The following is an 18,872-nucleotide window of genomic DNA, read 5'->3' on the forward strand; positions in this document are numbered from 1 at the left end:
AGCGACCGGCATGAGATAAAAGCGCCAGCGGATGGACATCCTCCCCGCCGCTCTATCTTCTCTCCCTGCCCTACGCTACCTCCCTCGATGCGCATCCTCTCCATCCGCCTACAAAACCTCAACTCCCTCAGCGGAGCGGCGGAGCACATCGCACTCGATCAGCCGCCGCTCTCACAGGCCGGCGTCTTCCTCATCAGCGGCCCCACTGGCGCGGGGAAGTCCACCCTGCTCGATGCCATCACTCTCGCACTCTACGGCCGTGCCGCACGCTACGGCAATGACAAGGCCGATGAGATGCTGAGTCGCCACAGCAGCGAATGCTTTGCGGAAGTCGAGTTCGAGACGCGTGGTCGCCGCCTCCGCGCCTCCTGGAGGCTCGCCAAGACCAAAACTGGCAATCTGAAGCCCGTGCAGCGCAGCCTCGCCGATGCCACCACGGGCGAAATTCTCGCCGATAAAGGACGCGACGTCGATCCACTCATCGAGCAGCTCACCGGCCTCGATGCACCACGCTTCCTGCGCTCCGTTTTGCTCGCGCAGGGCCAGTTCGCCGCCTTTTTAAAAGCACGGCCGAATGAGCGTGCCGAGCTGCTCGAAAAAATCACCGGCACTGAAATCTACTCCGAGCTCTCCGCCCTCGCGCACAGCACTCATCGCGACAAAGACGAGCAAGCACGCCTCCTCGCCGCCAGCCTCGGCAGCCTCATCGTCCTCAGTGAGGAAGACCGAGCTGCTTTGGAAAAAAAGCTCTCCGAAGGCCAACTTCACGCCTCCCAGCTCACTCAGCAGCACCGCGCTCTCTCAGCCTCACTCAGCGAAAAACGCCAGCAGCATCATTGGCAGCGTGAGTTGGCCGAAACGCTCGAAAAAGCCGCCCAGCAGGCCGCTTTGGCCACTCAGCACGAAAAAAATCGCCAAATCGCCGCACAGTCCATCACCGAGGCTCAGGCCACCTCAGATCGCACACGGCAGCAATACACCGCACGCGAGCCGATTTGGGAAAAAGCCGCTCAGCTCGATGCACAGAGCAAATTGCTCGAACAACAGCTCCTCGATAGCCGCTCCACCTTCAAGCGCCTACTCGCCAATAAACAAGACGCAGCCACACGCCGCGAAAACGCCGAAAAAGAGCTCCAGCAGCAACAAGCCGCCGCCGGCCAGCTCGAAGCCTGGCTCCAAGAAAACGCCGCAGACGCACACCTCGCGGAAACGCTCCCCTCACGCCGCCACGCCGTCCGCCAGTGGAGAGACGCCGCCCAACAGCTCGATGAAGCGCTGGCCCTCCATCAAAAACTCCTCGCCGCAGAAGAAAGCACCGCCCAGCTCGCCACCCAGGCCAGCCAAAACCGCGAAAAAACCACCCAGCAGCGCGAGCTCGCAGATACCGCCGCCCAGCGTGCAGCCGCTCAGTCCCGCATCGTCACCGACTCTCAGCGGCTCGCCGGTTTCGATGACCATCGCCATGATTTGTGTGAGGGAGAGCCCTGCCCGCTCTGCGGCTCCTCCGTGCATCCTTGGGCAGAGACACACGCCACTTTCGAGTCCCAGCTACACACCGCACGCCAGCTCCTCATCACACTCGAAAAAGAGCACACCCAAGCACAAAAAGCCCTCACCCAGCTCGAACAACAAACCGCCCGGGCAGAAGAACGCCACCGCGCCGAGCAAACTCGGGCAGAGGACATTCGTGAGCAGTTGCAGCAGCGCGGCGGGCTCGATCACGCCCGCGCTCAGAGTGAAGCAAAGCGCCTCCCTGACGCCTCCACACCCGCAGAGGCAGAAAAACAGCTCTCCGAGGCCGAAAAACGCGCCATCACCTTTGCCAAGCGGCGCGATGAAGCCAACAGCCATCAGCGCCAGCGGCAAGATGTCGAAAACCGCCTCGCCCTCGCCACCCACGAGTTCCAGACCTTTTCGCAGCAGCTCACCCAGCTCGAAGCAGACGGCAAAAAGCTCCGCAGCGACTCCGAGGCGCTCAAAGCCAGCATGCGCCAGCTTTTAGGCGAGCGAGACTTGGCCGCAGATCGCGCCTGGCATGCCACCGCGCTCACTTCGGCCGAAAAAGCGCATCAGACCGCCCTCACACGCCTCAACGAGCTCCACACCCAAATCGCCGCCACGCAGGCCAATCTCGATCAGCTCCAACAGCGCCGCACCACACTCGAAACGCAGCTCGCAGAGGCACCCATCCTCCGCGCGGAGGACCTCTCCGCACTCGAGCAGCAGGTCGTCCAGCTCAGCGCCTCACTCAGCACCGCGCAGAAAGCGCTCGGAGCCCTCGAGCAGCAGCGCACGCATGATGACGACGCACGCCAGCGCAAAATCGCGGGCGGTGCCGCGCTCGAGACCGCTGAGGCAGAAAAACTCCGCTGGAGCAAACTCAGCGCCCTCATCGGCTCCGCAGAGGGCACCAAGTTCGCCCGCTTCGCACAGACGCTCACCCTGCGGCAGCTCATCGGCCTGGCGAACACGCATTTGAAGCTCCTCGCTCCTCGTTACCGCCTCATCGCCGCCGCAGGCGATGAGCTAGACCTACGCATCGTCGATCTCTTCCAAGCCAATGTCGATCGACCGATGGAGAGCCTCAGTGGCGGAGAGAGCTTCCTCGCCAGTCTCTCTCTCGCTCTCGGACTCAGTGAGCTCGCCAGTCGGAAGCACCCCATCGACAGCCTCTTCATTGATGAGGGCTTCGGCACGCTCGATTCCGAGACGCTGGAGACAGCCCTCGCCGCGCTGGAAAATCTCCGATCACTCGGCAAAACCATCGGCCTCATCAGCCACGTCGATCTGCTCAAAGAGCGCCTCCACGCCCAAGTCCAAGTCCGTCGGCAGCCCGGTGGCCGCAGCACGCTCCATGTCGTGTCCTGATGCTCCCTGATGCTATTTCGTCCTGTCACAGGCTGGACGCATCGCCTGGGCTCGTTAAATGAATCTGCATGGATCAAAACTGGACGGATAAAATCGTCATCGTCACCGGTGGTGGCGGCGGCATGGGACAAGCAGCGGCCAAGCGTTTCGCAGAGGCCGGAGCAAAGACGTTTGTCTTTGGACGCACGCTGGAGTCACTCCAGGAAAGTGCCGCACTCTCCAAAAACATCCTCCCCATCATCTGCGACGTCGCAGACCGCGCCAGCGTCGCCGCAGCCATGAGTGAGGTGCTGAAGCACGGCACACCGCATGCACTCATCCATACCGCAGGCATCAATACACCTGACCGCTTCATGGCCCATGCGGACCCTGCACGCATCGCCAGTGAGGAAAGCTGGCGCAGAGTCATGGAAATCAATGTCATCGGCGTGGCGAACATGATCCAGGCCGTCGCACAGCCCATGGCAGCGCATGGCGGCGGCAAGATCGTCGTCGTCTCCTCCACCGCAGGTCATGGCTACGACTCCTTTGCGGGTGTGCCCTACACTGCCAGCAAATGGGCTGTCCATGGCATGCTCTTCACTGCACGCATGCAGCTCAATGCCCATGGCATCGTGCTCTCTGAATACGCCCCCGGAGAGGCCAATACGCCCCTCGTCGCGAAGCGTCCCGTGCAGCCCTCCGCGAAGCACAAAGAGGCCATGATCACCTGCTCCGACTGCGCCGATGTCATGTTCTTCATCGCTAGCCAGCCACACAGCATGAGCATCGTACAGCTCCCCGCCTACCAGCCCTTCGGCGGCATGCCTCCGCAGATCCCCCTGCCCTGGTTGGATGCGCTGGAGATCAAGCCAGCGTGAGGATCACAGACTCCATCCCTCTCGATACTCGGGTGTGAGCAGTGCCGTGGCCTCGGCGTCGTTGGTGAATTTCATCGCGGCATTGTCCCACTCCAGGCGGGTGCCACTGCGGCGCACGGCGATCATGCCCAGCAGCCCGATCTCGCTCAAAGAGCCGCCGTATTCAAAGCTGGAGCCTGCGGGGCGGTTTTCGCGGATCGCATTGAGCCAGTCATGCTGGTGATTGCCCTTCGGCACTCGTGGGATCGTCTTCTCCGGCACTTTGAAGCCCTTCATGCTCGCTTCTGGGATCAGACGCACGCCACCAGCACCGTGCGAGCCGTGCATGATCTTGCCTTTGTCGCCGATGACCACCGCGCCGATGCCGACGACTTTGCGGTTGTCCTGCTTCAGCTCCTCGGGCGCAGGGATGCTGATCTCGCCATCATGCCAGATCAGCTTCACCGGACCACGGCTCCCCTTCGCCGGGAACTCGAATGTGATGCGTGTGCCTTTGGGGTAAAACTCCGCGTGTTTCACGGGATCATAGTCCCGCGTCTCTGCGGTGATCACCGTGGGCATGCCCAGATCCAGCGCCCAAAAGGACGGATCGACGACGTGGCAAATCCAGTCGCCGATGCAGCCGCTGCCGTAGGCCGAATAGCCACGCCAGCTAAACGGTACGTATGCAGGATGAAACGCCCGCGTCTTCAGCGGTCCCTGCCACAGGTCCCAGTCGAGCTCCTTTGGCACCTCGTGCTTCTCGGACTGCATGGCCTGCTGCTTGCCGATCTGGCAATACACGTCACGGAAGGCATCGCAGCCCGCGTGGATCTCTGACACGTTACCGATGGCCCCGGACTGCACCATCTCGACAAAAACCCGGATGCTCTCCGAGGAGTGGCCCTGATTGCCCACCTGCGTGATCACCTTCTTCTCCAGCGCCGCCTTCCGCATCGCCCGCACCTCTGCTACCGTGTGTGCCAGCGGCTTTTCACAATACACATGCTTCCCATGCCCGATGGCAGCGAGCACGGCGACCGCATGCGTGTGATCCGGCGTCGCCACCAGCACCGCGTCGATGTCATTGTTCATCACATCGAGCATGTTGCGGAAATCGGTGAAGCGCCGCGCCTTTGGGAACTTCTCAAAACTCCCCGCTGCACGCCGCTCATCGACATCACACAGCGCCACGATGTCCTCCCCAGCCATGTCGCCCAGATCGGCAGCGCCGCGTCCACCGACACCTATCGCAGCGATGCGTAGCTTGTTCGATGGTGTTTGAGCACCACTTTGAGCACGCACGACATGCGCAGGGACAAACTGGAAACCAAAGGCTGTGGCGGCGGAGGTGGAGAGAAAGGAGCGGCGTTTCATGCGGCACTAAAAGGCAGGCCAGCGAGCCATTCTTTCGCTCACCTCATGGTCAAATTTCGCCTCCCACACCATTTTGACCTCTGCGTCACCTCCATTCGGCTGAGGTGTGTGTGCGTGTCATATTTATCGAACCACGGTTTTACCATGCGTGACGCTGCGGCCTTCTGTGACCGACCTATCGAGCAAGGCCTTCAATTCAGCGGCGATCTCTGGATGCTTGGAAAAGAGATTCCGAGCCTCGCCGGGATCGGTTTCGAGATCGTAGAGCTGGGCCGGCGCATCAGGTGCGGTGTCAGGCAGTGCAAAGGGCTTCAGCTCGCCTTGATCATAGTTGTTCCCGCCAGAGCCACGGTGGTCGATGTATTTCCACCGGCCACGGCGGATGGACAGCGTGCGTTTTCCACCAAAGGCCTGTGTGAGCAGATACGGACGAATCGGAGCGGTGGCCTTGCCTTGCAGCGCTGGCATCATATCGAAGCTATCCTCAGCCGCATCGCGTGGCAGCTCGGCACCGGTGATCGCCGCGAGGGTAGCCATGACATCGGTGAGGCAGACGATTTGATCGCTCGTGCTGCCAGCTTTCACCTTTCCAGGCCAGCGGACGATGAACGGCACGCGGTGGCCACCTTCCCATGCATCACGCTTCATGCCGCGCCACGGCTTGGCGGCATCGTGGGCATGATCGGAGCGCATGTGGACGACACTGGTGGTCTCCGGGCCATTATCGCTGCTGAGGATGACGAGCGTGTTTTCGGCGATACCGAGCTCTGCGAGCTGCTGCATCAAATCTCCGACAATGTGATCGAATTCAGCGATAAAGTCGCCATGCGGCCCGGCTTGCGATTTTCCTTTGAACTCCGCCGCAGCAAAGGACGGCAAATGCACGGCCTGTGTGGCGTGGAAAAGAAAGAAGGGTTTCTCCGGTGAGCTGCGTCGATGCTCAGCGATGAATTCGCGGCTCTTTTTGAGGAAAACCATGTCCACCTCCTCCATCGGGAAATCTGGCGCGATGATGCCGAGGCGGCAATCGTTCGCGTAGGGGTGCTGCGGCAGCTTGGATCGGTCCAGCCGCGTCGTGGGCGGCACAGGGATGTGATCGCCGTCGATGAAGGCGTAGATCCAATCCGTCGTGGGACAGCACGCGGTGCCGAAAAAGCGATCAAAGCCGTGATCCAGCGGCCCACCCTCGATGCGGCTAGAAAAGTCGATGCGCTGCACCTCTTCAAACCGACCGCTGTGGATCGCCTCGCCCGCCTTTGAGCGGAAAGTGAGTCCAATATGCCACTTCCCGACTGCGGCAGTGGCGTAGCCTTGCCGCCGCAGCATCGCCGGAAGCGTGAGACGCCCCTGCGTGATCAATGACGGCCCACCCGCACCCTGAAACACCGTGCCTCCATTCGGCACTCGAAAAGCCATCTGCCCTGTCATGAGGCTGTAGCGCGATGGCGTGCACACCGTGGCCGGACTATGCGCATCGGTGAAGCGTACTCCCTCCGCCGCGAGGTGGTCGATATTCGGCGTGGCGACTTTGGACTCCGCATTGTAGCAGCGCACATCGCCATAACCGAGATCATCTGCCAGGATGAGCACGATGTTGGGCAAAGTGCTCGCGGCTTTGGCCAAAGTCGGATCAACAAAGACAACCAAGGCAAAGAGGAGAGTGAAAAACGATTTCAGCATGGCAAAGGCGCAAGTCTCGTGCGCAGCAAATGCTAACGCGAGCAACGCTGCGAAACATTCCCAGATGCGTCCAGGGCTATATCCTCTCAATCCAGCCAGCGATCATCCCACATCGCACGGCAGGACCATCACGCGAACACCGCCTTCACCACCTTCGGATTCTCCACACCCGTCAGACGCTGATCGAGGCCCTGGAACTTAAAAGTGAGCCGCTCGTGATCCAGTCCCGCCGCCGCGAGGATCGTGGCATGCAGATCATGAACGCTCACTTTGTCGATGGCCGCTTTGAAGCCGATTTCATCGGTCTCGCCGTGGTGGTAGCCGCCTTTCACGCCGCCGCCGCACATCCAGACGGTGAAGGCATGCGGATTGTGATCGCGGCCCGGCTGTGCGCCTTTTTGCGCGATGGGCAGACGGCCAAACTCTCCGCCCCAGACGATGAGCGTCTGATCCAGCAGCCCGCGCTGCTCCAGATCACTGATCAGCGCCGCCACCGGCTGGTCGCTCTCATTGGCGAAGCCTCGGTGATTGCCCAGGATGTCCTTGTGCCCATCCCAGCTCTGCTGGTTCTCCATGCCACCGCTGTAGAGCTGGATGAAGCGCACACCGCGCTCCACCATGCGCCGCGCCGTGAGGCACTGCTTCGCAAAGTGACCGCAATGCTTCTCATTCACGCCGTAGAGCTTCTGGATGTGCTCCGGCTCACCTTGGACATCAAAAGCCTCCGGTGCGGAGGTCTGCATGCGGTAAGCCAGCTCAAAGCTTTCGATGCGGGCATTCAGCTCACTTTCGATGGCCGATCCGCCGAGCGATTGACGGTTCAGCCGCGCCAGCAGATCGAGCTGCGCTCTTTGACGCTGCGGCGTGAGCGACGCAGGCACCGCGAGGTTGTCGATCGGCGCTCCAGATGGCTTCAGCCACGTTCCCTGAAACACACTCGGCAAAAAGCCCGCGCCCCAGTTCGCCGCGCTACCCTTTGGCAGGCCGCGATTCAGCGGATCACTCATCACCACAAAGCTCGGCAGCGAATCACTCTCGCTACCGAGGCCGTAATTCACCCACGAGCCCACACACGGATAGCCCATCCGCGTGGTGCCCGTGTTCATCATGAAAAGTGCGGGCGAGTGGTTGTTCGACCCCGTCCAGCAACTGTGGATGAAGCACATCTTGTCCACATGCATCGCCGTTTTCGGAAACAGATCGCTCACCCACGTCCCGCTCTGCCCGTGTTGCTTGAACTCAAACGGAGACTTCATCAACCCGCCCACCGAACCCGGAAAAAAGCCCGTCTTCGGATCAAATCCCTCCAGCGTCTGCCCATCCCGCTTCGCCAGCTCCGGCTTGTAGTCCCACGTATCCACCTGCGACGGCCCACCATTGGTAAAGATCCAAATGATCGACTTCGCCTTCCCACCGACCTGCATCGGCACCTTCGGCGCGAAAGGATTCCTCGCCGCCTCCAGCATCGAAGCAAACGCCAGCATGCCAAAACCACCGCCCGCACGAGCGAGCATTTCACGACGCGTATAAAAAGGTGTCTTCATATCAGTTCACGTAAACGAATTCATTCAAGCTCAGCACCACCTGGCAGTAATCCGCCAGCGAAGCGCCGGATTTCAAAAATTCGGCACCCGCAGCCAGTTCGTCGGCTTTTGGGGCACGGTTGAAGCAGAGGCGGTAAATCATGGCGATCTCCTTTGAGACATCACCAGCGGTGGAGACGCGTTTGGCGAGTCCATCGGCCCATTGACGAGCTTGCGGGCTGTTCATGAGAACGAGGGCCTGCGGAGCCACCGTCGTCGTGGGGCGTGCGCCTTGGCTCACCAGCGGCTCCGGCTGATCAAAGGCCACCATGCTGCCGATGAGCTGGCTGCGTTTGATGTTGAAGTAGATGCTGCGGCGCTTGCTGTTCTCATCGCGAGTGCCGGGGCCATACATCGTCTTGTCCAGCACGCCGCTCACGGCCAGCATCGAGTCGCGGATCGCCTCGGCTTCGAGTCGTTGCGGCACGAAGCGCATGAAGAGACCGTTCGACGGATCGGCAGCCTCCTTTTTCGCATCGCGTGCGCTGCTTTGCTGCCAGGCACGACTCATGAGGATCAATTTGTGCATCGGCTTCAGCTTCCAGCCGTTTTCGATGAGCTTCGCCGCCAACCAGTCGAGCAACTCCGGCTGCGTGCAGGCCGTGCCCGTTTTGCCAAAGTCATTCGGCGTCGGAACCAGACCGGTGCCGAAATGATGCTGCCATAGACGGTTCACGATCACGCGTGCCAGCAGTGCCCCCGCGCCCTGATCGACATCAGTGATCCAGTTCGACAGCGAGCGACGGCGACCACTGTATTTCGCATCCTTCGGCGGCTGCCATTGCCAGCGTTTTGCGTCGCCGGGCTTGCTCAGCACTTGCAGGAAGGCCTGCGTGGCCTCGCCGTCCTTCATGAGTGGGTTGCCGCGCTTCAGCACATGCGTTTTGTCAAAAAACGGCCCGCCCTGCGTGTGCATGACGATGGGATCGTAGCCCTCGGCGCAGATCATCATGCGCGTGGCACCCGGGACGGCTTCGGTGTTCTTTTTGGCGTTCATCGTCGTCACTGCGGAGGTCACCTTGCCATCGGGATGCACGTCCACGTTCATGCGCGTGGTTGTCGTGAAGGTGCTCAGCATCGCGTAGTAGTCGCGGGTGGGCAGTGGGTCGAATTTGTGATCGTGACAGCGGGCGCAGCTCAGCGTGAGGCCCAACATCGCACCCGCCGTGGTGCCCAGCATGTCGTCCATCGCATCGTAGCGGGAGCTTTCGACCTCGTTCGCCGTGATTTGTGAAGGAAACACACCCGCGCCGAGAAATCCCGTCGCTGCGAGAGCTAGCGGGTTCTGCGGCTCATATTCATCCCCCGCGAGCTGCCACTTCACGAACTGGTCATACGGCATATCCGAATTCAGCGCCTTGATGACGAAGTCCCGGTAATGAAACGCAAAAGGTCGGTCATAGTCCTGCTCAAAGCCCGTGCTCTCGGCGTAGCGGGCCACATCCAGCCAGTGGCGTCCCCAGCGCTCGCCATAAGCTGGCGAAGCCAGCAACTCGTCAATCAAGTCACTCAGGTCATCGTTGTCAGCCCCGTCCGCAGGCGGCAGCCCCGTGAGATCCAGATGCAGCCGTCGCACCAGCACATTGCTTTCCGCTTTGGGAGCAAAGCTCATGCCTTTCGCGTTCTTCAAAAGCAGCTCGTCGATGCTCTTCGCCTGTACCTTCTTCAGCGGCTGAAAGGCCCACCACTGCCGATCCTCATCCGTCACCACGCTGCTATCCTTCTTGGGCTTCTTGCCCGCGATCAGAGGCGCGGAATACGGCGCACCATCATCAATCCAGGCCGTGATCTTCGAAATAGCCTCGGCAGACAGTTTCGCGCTGTTGTCTGGCATGTGCGGCTCTTTGGCGTGGTTGATCTGCGCCACCAGTGCGCTGCTCTTGGAGTCAAACAGCACCACGGCGCTGCCATGTGAGCCCCCACGCAGCAAATCCTCTCGCGTGGCCATGTCGAAATCACTCTTCACCTTCTCCCCGCCGTGGCACTTCAGGCAGTTCTTTTTCAAGATCGCCGCCACTTCATGGTCGAAGAGCTTCAGGCCGCGCTCCATGCGCACCGCGTGATCAGGCGGCGGATTGGCTGCGAGTGCAGAGCTGGCGGCGAGGGTGAATAGAAGTAGTCGCATGTTCAAAACCTACGTTGATGAAGCATACCCTTTTCTGTCGTAGTTGTGTCCGATCATGGCAACTCAGCGCAAATACCTCAACTACACCACCCCATGGGGCGTGGATCTAGCCCGCGTCGCCACAGCGGGCTGGACCCCCTTTCTGATCCATGAAAGCGGCTATCAGCCCAAACTGGATGGCTGGAATCACAGCGGGGTCGATTCTCCCTTCTGGCGCTTTTACTACAATCCAAAGCCTGGATGCCATCTCCGCTTCCAGGGCCAAAAAATTCCGCTCGAGCCGAAAACCGCCATCTTGATCCCCGCAGACACCGTTTTCGACTGCGTGGGCCCCGTGCCCGCATGCCACTACTGGCTGCACTTCACCACCAGTCGTCCTGGTGTATCCTTTCCTGCTGCGCCGATGCCTTTTCCAGTCGATGACACCATGCGCTGCCTTCTTGCGCAGCTCATCGAGACTCATCAAAGCCACGCCGATGGGCACCGCCTGCTCCACCTCGCCTCCGCGCTGCTGCACGTCGTCTTTGCAAAGCTCAATGTGCCCTCTCAAACGCTCCCTGAGCGCCTTTCGGAGGTACTCGCCCTCATCGCTCGCTCACCACAAATGAAGCTCTCAAATCACTTCCTCGCCGAGCGAGCTGGAATGAGCATCGAGCGCTTCATCCGCAGCTTCCGTGAGCACACCGGGCACACCCCCGCCGCCTACATCCTCCTCACACGCATCCGTCTTGCTGGCGAGGCCTTAGCACTCACGGATAAGACCATTGATCAAATCGCCATCGAAACCGGCTTCCCGAACCGCCATTACCTCAGCCGCATGTTCGCAAGAAACGTCGGCTGCGGCCCCGCCGAATACCGCGCCCGCCAACGCGAGCGAAAGGGTCTCTAAGCCTGTTTCATGTTCCAAGCTGCTTGCCCTCTCCGCCAACAATTCAAGGAGTCGGCATCACAGGCAATGCGATGCGTCTTTGCCCTTTCTGAGCCGCGGACTGGCCCACAGACATCATTTGGAGGTGTCACGCACGCCATCGAAAGCCGGACCACCCGCGCCGACGTAGCCGCCGCTGGCTCCATTTTCATCCGAGGTGACCCAAAAGGCATACAACGAGCCCTTCGTCTGATGGAAGCGGAATCGCACCGGCTTTCCATTCAGGGCACTCAGGTCAATACCGTCAGCCCATTCGATCTTTCGCTTCGTTTCATCCCCGGCAGCTATTTTGGAGCTTTTCAGCGCCTTTCCAGCCTCATCGAGCACCTCCACACGCACCTCGCCGTTCACGTTCACGAAGAGATGCTTGCCTTGGAACTTCACCGGACGCGTCGTCAGCTCTCCAGAGCCATCCATCGAGGCAAAACCATCTCTGCGCAGAGTGGCGAGGCCGATGCTGCCGCCGGTATACATTCCGCGATGACCGCTCGGCGCGATGCCGCTGGTGCCCATGTAAGGAAAGACGAGCTGGTCATCGAGCACGACAAACACACCCGCCGCACCATGCAGATAAGCCCGATCCCATGAGCCCTCCGTGCGTGAGCCAACGATGAATCCACGGCGATCCGGTCGATCCCAGTGAAAGCCGTCGCGACTGAAGCCGAGTTCGAGATCGACCAGCTTCGGGAACTTGCCCTTCTCGCAAATGCCGTTGTTCGGGCCGCGATGAATGTAATGCATGCCGACCATGAGGCTCTCATACGCCACCGCATTCAGGCTGTAGAGCTGCGCAGCCTCGCCTCCACTGGGATAACGATCCGCGGGCTCAGGGAGGTCGAGTTTGTCCGTGCAGGTCCAAAACACGCTCTTCTTCCAGTCGGCTCCGGCGAGGAAATCATCGCTCTCATAGTAGTAGCGACTGCGACCGCGTGACGTGCCCATCTTGATGCTGAAGACCCATTTCTCGCGGAAGGGATTGTAGAAGAAGGAGCAGTAATCATCCGCTGCGATGCTCGTCGTCACAGCATCGGAGAATGTTTTGCCATCCGAGACATGCAGCGAGTGCATGAAGCCCTGCGGGCGCTGCTCCTTCGGTACATGCAGCCAGCAGGTGAGGTATTTGATCCGCTCGGCATCGTTCTTCGCATTCAAATCGAGCCACACGCAGTTATCGGAGCCACCCGTGACGAGCTTCGGTCCCGTCCAGCGCAGGCCTTCCGGCAAAAGCTGGCCTCGTCGCGTCCACGTCTTCATGTCCGGGCTCGTCGCGAGCGACAAAGGCCCGCGCCAACCGGCGACGTAGAACATCTTGAAGAGTTTCTCCGCCGGATCGTAAAACACACCGCCCTGTCCCGTGAAGGTGGTCGCTTCCTCACCCTTCTCGCCTTGCGTGGCTGGGCTGAGTTCGCGCTCCGTTTCGGCTTTGAAGACCGGATTGCCCTCAAACTTCTTCGCCTGATGGAAAGAGCGCTTCAGCGTGGTTTTCTCGATGAGGAAGTCATCCACGAAGAGCTGGCGGCCCACATCTATCGGGATCGTCTTCGGCGGATGCTGCGCATACGGCACAGGCATCGGCTCAGCAGAACCGGGCACCAAATGCTGCGGCGGCCAAACCTCTGGCAGGACGATGCCATTGTAGAGCTTCTCACCACTGTTCGTGCTCCACGGCTTCGGCGGTTCGGGAACATGTTCCTTCACTTCGGCTCCCGCGCTGATCAGCAGCACCATCTTCTTGAACTGAAGCCGCTCACCCGCCTTCACCTCTTTGCGATACAGGCTCACGCGATTGATCTCGCCGGGGAAGAGTTGGGTCTCAGGCACATCGACCTTGGTGAAACCGGCTTTTTGCAGCGCTTCCTCTTGGCTGGCAGCTTTCGGGCGAATGGTTGGCGTGAGAGCGAAAAGGGTGCCGGGCTTGGTAATGGTCACGTCGAGCTTTTCGATGCTGGTGCGGAGGAACAGCTGGCCGCGCACGGGCTCAGGCAGTTCGTCGATCACATACTCGCGATCGGTGAAGAGCTTCTCGCCTGGAATCAGCTTCGCCAGTTCCCTAGGCAATGGAGGCGGCCATGCGATGCGCTTCTGGCCTGCTTGCTGTTCGAACTGGCCCGCGTCTTCCAGCTTGCCGAACATGATGCGGTCCTTTTGCGTGCCCTGGGTGACGCTGATCCAGATCACGCCCTGATGCTCATGCAGCGTCGGATATTGGAATGAATACGGTGTCACAAAGCGGTATTTGCGCTCCCAGGTTTTGCCATCGCGCGAGATGTCGATGTTGAAGATGGTGCGGCGGTCGCCGTTGATCACCTCAGCGTCCTGCCAGCCGAGGTAATAGACATCGTCAAACTTGTCGAACGTGGGCTTCGAGTTTGATCCCTTCACGAAGGGCATCTCCGCGCCGACGGTCCATTTTTTGCCATCAGCGCTGGTGGTGAAGTGATAGTTGCCCTTGTCGTTGCGCACGATGGCCATCCAGGTGCCGTCGGGCAGCCGGTTCACGGCGGATTCACTGAGTTGCTGGGTCTGAGGCTCGTTGTAGTGGCCGATCACTTCAAAGGTAACGAGGTCATCGTGCAGCAGCGAGAGCGCATTCTGACCGACGGGAAAGTTGTTCAGCGCAACGTAGGTCTTGCCGTCGAACTGCTTGAACGAATCGAAGATGAACAGACCCGCATCCCTGGCAGGACGGCGGAAACCCTGCTTCGCCGCATCATCGTAGAAAGGCTGCGGCTGCATGTCGAAGGTGCCCGCCGCCGTTTTGAGCTTCGCACGGTAAATGCGGTTCTCGAACGCCACGCGTCCCAGATCGAAGTCGATATACCACATCTGAGCCTGTCGCTTGCCGGGATCTTGGCTGGTGAAATAGCAGCGCAGCGTCTTTGCGTCCTTCTGAAGAATGCGCGGCACGAAGCACTGCCCGAATGGCAGCACCTCGTTTTCATAGACCTGCCCACTGCGGGCGAAGTCGATGACCTTCTCCACCTCCAGCGTTTTCAGGTTCACAATCGACATCGTGACGTAGATGAATGGCCACGCGGAGCTTTCTCCGGCGCGTTCGTCATTCGCCTCCGTGACCACAAAAACACGATCGCCGACGCAGACGAACTCCGCATCATGCGTACCTTTGACCTTCGGCGCAGTGACTTTGACGAGCCGCTGCATGACGATGTCCCCCGCGAGTGCAGGGTCCCAATTGGTGGGAAGAAAGCTCTGGGCATGGATTTGGGCGCAAAAGATGGCAGAGAGCGCAAAGAGTCGGAAAAGGGTTCGGAACAGCATGATCGGTAGATAGATGGATGAAATGACGGTTTCGCGGGAAGCGGCATGTCGCGCACGCCATTCGCATCAAGGCTGCCGCCGCCGAGGTAGCCGAAGCTAGCACCATTCGGATCGGGCGTAACCCAGAAGGCATAAAGCTGGCCGTTCGTGAGATGAAAGCGAAAGCGCACGAGCTTGCCGCTGAGTTTGGCGAGTGACGTTGAGCCCAAAAACGGTTTCAAGTTTCATGTTCACAGCCATCCCATAGCCCTCGGAAACTGACGGGCAAGCGAGTGGTTTGCGAAGGGAGGGCGGCTTAAAAGCGGAGCAGGGCGAGTTGAGTTTTACGGCCTAAAGCGCGGTTATGCAGGCATATCACGCGGGTGCTGTCCCATGAGATTGCGTGCCCGCAGGCTCAAACCCTGGCAACCACGAGGTATGCGGACTGCCCAGTATTTTGAAACTGCCACCTGCTGTCCCATAGCTTTGTAAAACGCCAAGCAGATCGAGCCGTTCCCACATCGACGCGCGGGCCACAGCAAAGAGCCGCGTGAAGCTGTGGCCCCACTGGCTCATGTGTGCGGCGAAGCGCAGCAGCACATACACCAGCAGCGCCGTCCACACCTGCCAGCGGATCGCGTTGGCGTTGTGCCCCAAAAAGTCGCCGAGCTTGAGTGTTTGCTTCACCTGTTTGAAGAACACCTCAATGTCCCAGCGGGCGCGGTAGAGGTCGCAGACGCTGCGAGGACTCCAATGGGTGTTGTTGGTGATGAAGACCATCAGGCGCTTCTCGCCATCGACCTCCACCCATGCCTCGACCCGCCGCACGGTCCAACCGGAGAGCGACTTCCACTTCGTCCCGGTGAGCTTGACGATCTGATCCTTCACAATGCCGCTGCCTTTGACCACCGGCAGGTTGCGAAGGGCGCGGTAGCGGAGGTTGTCCTTGGCGCGGGTGACCCACTGCACGCCGCGCAAATCGAGATCATGCAGGTGGGCGAAGTCCACATACGCCTTGTCAAAGACGACCACTTCGCCCTCTTTCAATCCGGCGCAAAGCTCACGGGCGCGCTTGTTGTCATGCTCGCCGGCGCTGCCCACGATGGCGAAGGTGGGCAGGAAGCTGTTCAAGCTCAGGCGCAGGTGCATCTTGGCGGCGGCCTTGCGGCGGCGGTGCCTGGCCCAGCCCATGCAGTTGGCCACCAGTTCCATCACAGTGGAGTCAACCGCGTGAATCCTCACTTTGAAACGGTGAAGCGGAGCGCGTGAACTGCGGCCGGGCCGCTGAGAGCAAAAGCTCGCATCGCAATGATGCAGATGTTCGAGCGTGCGCCAGAAGACCAGCTCGGTGAAGCGAGCGTCGCGCTCCTTGTTGGCGTGGGAGAGGTTGTTGCGCGAGGGCGGGGTGAGGCCAAAGGCGGCGATGGCGCGGGTCTTGAGCCGCAGCCAGTCGCAGATGTCGTTGAGGCTCAGGGCGTGGGCGAGCTGGGCGAAGATCATCGTGCCGAGGTGGCTCATGACACTAAAGGTCCGCGCCTTGGCGTCCACGCCGGTCTCCCTGGCAGCGGTGCTGATGATGCTGCGCGGTATGAGCTTGAGAATCTGGCCGAGAACGTTGATGTGATGGCGTGCTGGCTGGGTGGCTTGGGTGTGTTTTGGTTTTGACATCGCAATCCAAATCAAACCACTTCTCGCCCTCAGTCAGCACACTTCACACCCCTCTGCCTAGCCGCCTTATGGGATGGCTGTGTTTCATGTTCAAAGTTTCACACTACTGAATGTGAACGAGCGCTGGCGTTTCAGTGCTGGATTCGATGGCTTTGATGGTGTCGCGCACGGTGGTGGCTTTCATGATCATGAGGTTCTTGGGGAAGTCTTTTTCGTCTTTCTCAAAGTACTCCGCTAGGCGGGTGAGATCGGGGATGACGGCTTTGGCATGGGTGCCGTAGCTGAGGAGGGTCTGCATCAGCTCTGGAGTGCGTTTTTGGCTGGCCCAGGGGTTCTGCTCACGAGCGTATTTCACGCAGGCGGCCATGCCTTCGGCGATGTGATGCTTCGAAAGGAGCTTCAGGCCTTCGACGCAGATGGTGTCGGCAAACATCTCGCCACTGGGGGCGCGTTCGTTGATGGCAGCGAGGATGGCGGGCAGCAGTGGCTTGATTTCATCGAGCGTGAGATTGCGATACACTGAACCGATGCTGCCACGGGCGCGGCCATCTTGGTTTTGCAATCCGGCACGCACAGCTTTGTAAAGCGCCTCGCGATCCACGCCCTGCAAGGAGCGGCTGAGTAGGCCATCGCGATTCTCAAAGAGGGCAAAGGTGAAGTAACGCTGCTGCATGCCGCGAGGGTCGTTTTGGGTGTCCACTTGCGCGAGCAGCTCGAGCATTCGCGGCACTGTCTTCATCGCCGGAGCACCGATGGTGGCGAGCGCATCAGCGGCTTTGATGCGGAGCCAGAGGTCTTTGGACTCCAACGTCTTGGCGAGTAGATCTACCGCTGGCGCAACACGTCCGCGCAGGGCGCCAAGCGCCTGACAGGCACCGTATTGGGCATGCAGATTCTTGGACTCTAAAAGCGGCAACAAAGCCGAGACGGGCGCATCTTTGCGGCGAGCAAAAGCCAGCGCTGCACGCTCACGAACGATGGGTGACCAGCTCGCCAGACGCTGGAGCAATTCGTCGTTACTGAGTGCATCGTAGAAGCTATGGCGGTCTTTATTGTCCCAGCCGCGTCCATCCAGGATGAACGCATGTGCAGCAGCGGCATCGAGTGTTGATGCAGTGATGCGCTTGCCCGTGAGCATGATTTTTTTCAAAGGCATGGCATAGGCGAGCAGATAGGCCCCGGTGCAGTCCCAGCCCGCGTAGCTATCGCGATTGTTCTCTGGCGGTCCTTGATGCGGAAAGCGGCCATCGTGCTGCCGCGCGAGATCGAAATACCACGCACCGAATTCCTGCATCCATGCGCCGGTGGTTTGTGGGCCGGAGAGAGCCACGCCGGGCATGGCCCAGAGCATGTTGAAGAAATTCCCCGTGTGGCCAGTATCACGCTCTGAGCCATGTGAGGCCACGCTCATGTGTGAGAAGAAGTCCGCGCCTGAGGGCTCATCCAGCAGATTGAAGAGCACCGCAGCCATGCCGCACTTGCCATTGTCGTCATGGTTTTCGATCCATGGATGATGATCACCATATGGGACCGCGCCTTTGCCAATGTAGAAGCGCAGCAGCCTAGCACTGCGCTCGATAGCGAGATCCACTGCCGATTCCTTCACTCCTGCCGAGCGTGCCAAAACAAGGCCGATGGTCAAAGGAAGCCCGGGCGAGTTCATCATGCCATAGCCGCGCAAGCGGCCATCTGGCCTAGCAAAACCATGTCCCCAAGAGCCCACGGCGCTCTGCCCCTGCGCCGACTCCAGCGCGAGCCGCTTCAGGCCCGGCATCACAGACGAATCGCCCGTAGCAATCACATACTCGGCTAGCAGCATCATCACATAGCCGTAGCGCCAGGTCTGCATGTCTTTGGCAGAGAAATCGGCAGCCCACTGCGCTTCCTTTTTGATCAGAGGCAAATAGCTGGCATCGCCGCTGGCCAGGAGTGCCAGGGCATTGAGCGAGCGAGTGATGGGCTCGCCGCCTGCGCGATCCATGCGGGCGACGAGTGCCTTGCAGCCTTGATCGAGGATGCGCTTTGATTTGGGGCAATCAAAGGGCGCTGTGGCACTGTAGTTACCGAGCACAGCGAGTTGCAGCGTGACCTCTTCGGTCTTGCCAGCACGCCAGCGAGTGAGTGTGAGTTTGCCGCCGCCAGCATCAGATTCAGCAAGGGTGAGTGCCTTGCCCAATTCAGTGCGAGGATCGTGTGAAAAAGCCTTCCCCGCGACACCGAGCAGCACATCACCCACCGCAAGAATGCCATCCGATGCTGAGCCATTTTCGACCTGCGTGATGGCGATCTGCCGCGCATCGGTGGTGACCATCTGAGTGCAATACATCCAACCGCGAGCACCAGTGGCCCCGAGATTCCAATCATGCTTGGCATTGGCCGGAACGGCGTCGCCCTGCGTGAGATCGGGCATCTTCGCGGGTGGATTTTTGCCTGCCGCCATGACGAAGCAGGGCACAGCGAGAAGTGTGAGGATGAGTCGATGCGATTTCATGCGAGAGGGATTACAAGGAGCTGAACGGCGACTGGTTTGGTGAGTATGATGCAAT

At 60.1% G+C, this 18,872-nt stretch carries 10 protein-coding genes; 3 read left to right on the top strand and 7 right to left on the bottom strand.

Annotation, left to right across the window (positions count from 1 at the left end):
- Positions 1-87: 87 nt before the first annotated feature.
- Together IPK32_21595 and IPK32_21600 are read left to right on the top strand one after the other, a co-directional pair.
- Positions 88-2,868 carry a hypothetical protein gene (locus IPK32_21595; protein ID MBK8094480.1) on the top strand — a complete coding sequence of 927 codons (2,781 nt, stop codon included), beginning with the start codon at positions 88-90 and terminating at the stop codon, positions 2,866-2,868.
- 68 nt (positions 2,869-2,936) lie between these two features.
- Positions 2,937-3,728, top strand: coding sequence for an SDR family oxidoreductase (locus tag IPK32_21600; protein MBK8094481.1), 792 nt, complete (start codon positions 2,937-2,939; stop codon positions 3,726-3,728).
- A 3-nt stretch (positions 3,729-3,731) separates the two neighbouring features.
- Here the strand turns inward: IPK32_21600 and IPK32_21605 are convergent, their stop codons facing one another.
- The 4 genes from IPK32_21605 to IPK32_21620 all read right to left on the bottom strand — a co-directional run bounded on the left by IPK32_21605 (position 3,732) and on the right by IPK32_21620 (position 10,472).
- The gene (locus tag IPK32_21605; protein ID MBK8094482.1) at positions 3,732-5,084 is read right to left on the bottom strand and encodes a Gfo/Idh/MocA family oxidoreductase; all 1,353 of its coding nucleotides are present in this window, start codon (positions 5,082-5,084) and stop codon (positions 3,732-3,734) included.
- 123 nt (positions 5,085-5,207) lie between these two features.
- Positions 5,208-6,764, bottom strand: a complete 1,557-nt coding sequence (locus IPK32_21610; GenBank protein MBK8094483.1) for a sulfatase-like hydrolase/transferase — start codon at positions 6,762-6,764, stop codon at positions 5,208-5,210.
- A gap of 128 nt (positions 6,765-6,892) precedes the next feature.
- On the bottom strand, positions 6,893-8,308 hold the full coding sequence (locus tag IPK32_21615) for a DUF1501 domain-containing protein (GenBank protein MBK8094484.1): 1,416 nt from the start codon (positions 8,306-8,308) through the stop codon (positions 6,893-6,895).
- Between the two features lies 1 nt (position 8,309).
- Positions 8,310-10,472 carry a PSD1 domain-containing protein gene (locus tag IPK32_21620; protein MBK8094485.1) on the bottom strand — a complete coding sequence of 721 codons (2,163 nt, stop codon included), beginning with the start codon at positions 10,470-10,472 and terminating at the stop codon, positions 8,310-8,312.
- Positions 10,473-10,527: 55 nt separating this feature from the next.
- Between IPK32_21620 and IPK32_21625 the strand changes: the two genes are divergently transcribed.
- Positions 10,528-11,361 (top strand): helix-turn-helix transcriptional regulator, encoded by an 834-nt coding sequence (locus tag IPK32_21625; protein MBK8094486.1) that lies wholly within the window; start codon positions 10,528-10,530, stop codon positions 11,359-11,361.
- A gap of 114 nt (positions 11,362-11,475) precedes the next feature.
- Here the strand turns inward: IPK32_21625 and IPK32_21630 are convergent, their stop codons facing one another.
- From IPK32_21630 to IPK32_21640, 3 genes are all read right to left on the bottom strand, one after another.
- Positions 11,476-14,679 carry an exo-alpha-sialidase gene (locus IPK32_21630; protein ID MBK8094487.1) on the bottom strand — a complete coding sequence of 1,068 codons (3,204 nt, stop codon included), beginning with the start codon at positions 14,677-14,679 and terminating at the stop codon, positions 11,476-11,478.
- 354 nt (positions 14,680-15,033) lie between these two features.
- The gene (locus tag IPK32_21635; protein ID MBK8094488.1) at positions 15,034-16,326 is read right to left on the bottom strand and encodes an IS4 family transposase; all 1,293 of its coding nucleotides are present in this window, start codon (positions 16,324-16,326) and stop codon (positions 15,034-15,036) included.
- A gap of 103 nt (positions 16,327-16,429) precedes the next feature.
- Positions 16,430-18,817, bottom strand: coding sequence for a HEAT repeat domain-containing protein (locus IPK32_21640; protein MBK8094489.1), 2,388 nt, complete (start codon positions 18,815-18,817; stop codon positions 16,430-16,432).
- Between the last annotated feature and the right edge of the window lie 55 nt (positions 18,818-18,872).

The sequence above is a fragment of the Verrucomicrobiaceae bacterium genome (assembly GCA_016713035.1).
Classification (GTDB): domain Bacteria; phylum Verrucomicrobiota; class Verrucomicrobiia; order Verrucomicrobiales; family Verrucomicrobiaceae; genus Prosthecobacter.